General features: G+C 55.6%; 1 protein-coding gene. It reads right to left on the reverse strand.

Annotated elements, in window-relative coordinates; translation table 11 throughout:
* Positions 1-165 precede the first annotated feature (165 nt).
* Positions 166-1,087, reverse strand: a 922-nt coding sequence (locus ACT3R4_RS18420) for an IS1380 family transposase (protein WP_496201297.1), incomplete at its 5' end; no start/stop codon positions are given.

A 1,087-nucleotide genomic window follows, 5' to 3' on the forward strand; every position in this document is an offset into this window, starting at 1 on the left:
CTAGCCTGGATTTCTCATAGTACCTCAGCCAGTACCGCACTCAGGCTGTAACACCGCTAAACACCTACTGGCTCGACTTACATCGGCTACTTTTTAACCACTTTCCGGCGTTCAGACACACTTCCCCCTTTCCCCCATTGCTTCGGGCCGGGGGCGCCCGAGCAGTCAGTTAGGAACCAACCGCCTGACGAGATCGGATAGCGCCGTTTTATAGGGGTAGCTGTCACTCATGAGTACTCGGATTCGACGCGTATTGCGGATGATGACCGCGCCTACTTTGATGAGCTTGAGCCTCAGGTTGCTCGGACTCATGCGCGCGAAGGGCGTGTGCTTCAGATAAGTCCGTAACCGCTCGAACAGCGTATAAGCGAAGCCCGACAAGATCAGCCGCCACTGATTGGCCCACCAGTGCGTGCTGGAGGTCCGGTCAGCAAACAGGCTCAGTTGTTGATCCTTGATCCGGTTCTCCATGTCACCCCGGGCACAGTACTGCTCGTAGTAAAGCTTGAAGCCATCATCGTAACGGGAACTGATGATAAACCGGGGATTAGAGCCTAACTCGCCTTCTTCCAGGCGGGCCACCACCCAGCGTGAGTATTTCCAGGAGTGGGCTTGATACTGGAAGCGAAACGTCTCTGCCACTTTCCCTCCCACCTGCCATTGGGTCTTGCGCACCAGCATCATGGGCACATCCACTTCCTTGAGCAGCCGGCTGTTCTTGGCGATTCCCACGATGTAGTCGACGTGATGCCGATCACACCAGTTCAGCATCCGGGGACGACAAAAGTGGCTATCACCTCGTAACACGATGCGCGTATCGGGCCAGTATTGACGGATAAAGCGTACCAGTAAGGCGAGGATCGCCCAGCTATGGCGGCTGTCGCTGCGGTCACTGGTGCGCAGATAGCTCACCAGTAAGTGGCGCCCACAGAAGACATACAGTGGGAAGTAGCAGTGGTGATCGTAATAACGGTTAAAGAACTTGCCGGGTTGCTCGCCATGCACGGGGATGTCGGTGCCATCAAAGTCCAGCACGATCTCCTTTGGTGGTTCGTCATGCTGTTCAATGAAGTGATGCCACAGCAAC

It is taken from the genome of Halomonas sp. AOP7-E1-9 (genome assembly GCF_052376035.1).
GTDB classification, from domain to species: domain Bacteria; phylum Pseudomonadota; class Gammaproteobacteria; order Pseudomonadales; family Halomonadaceae; genus Vreelandella; species Vreelandella citrativorans.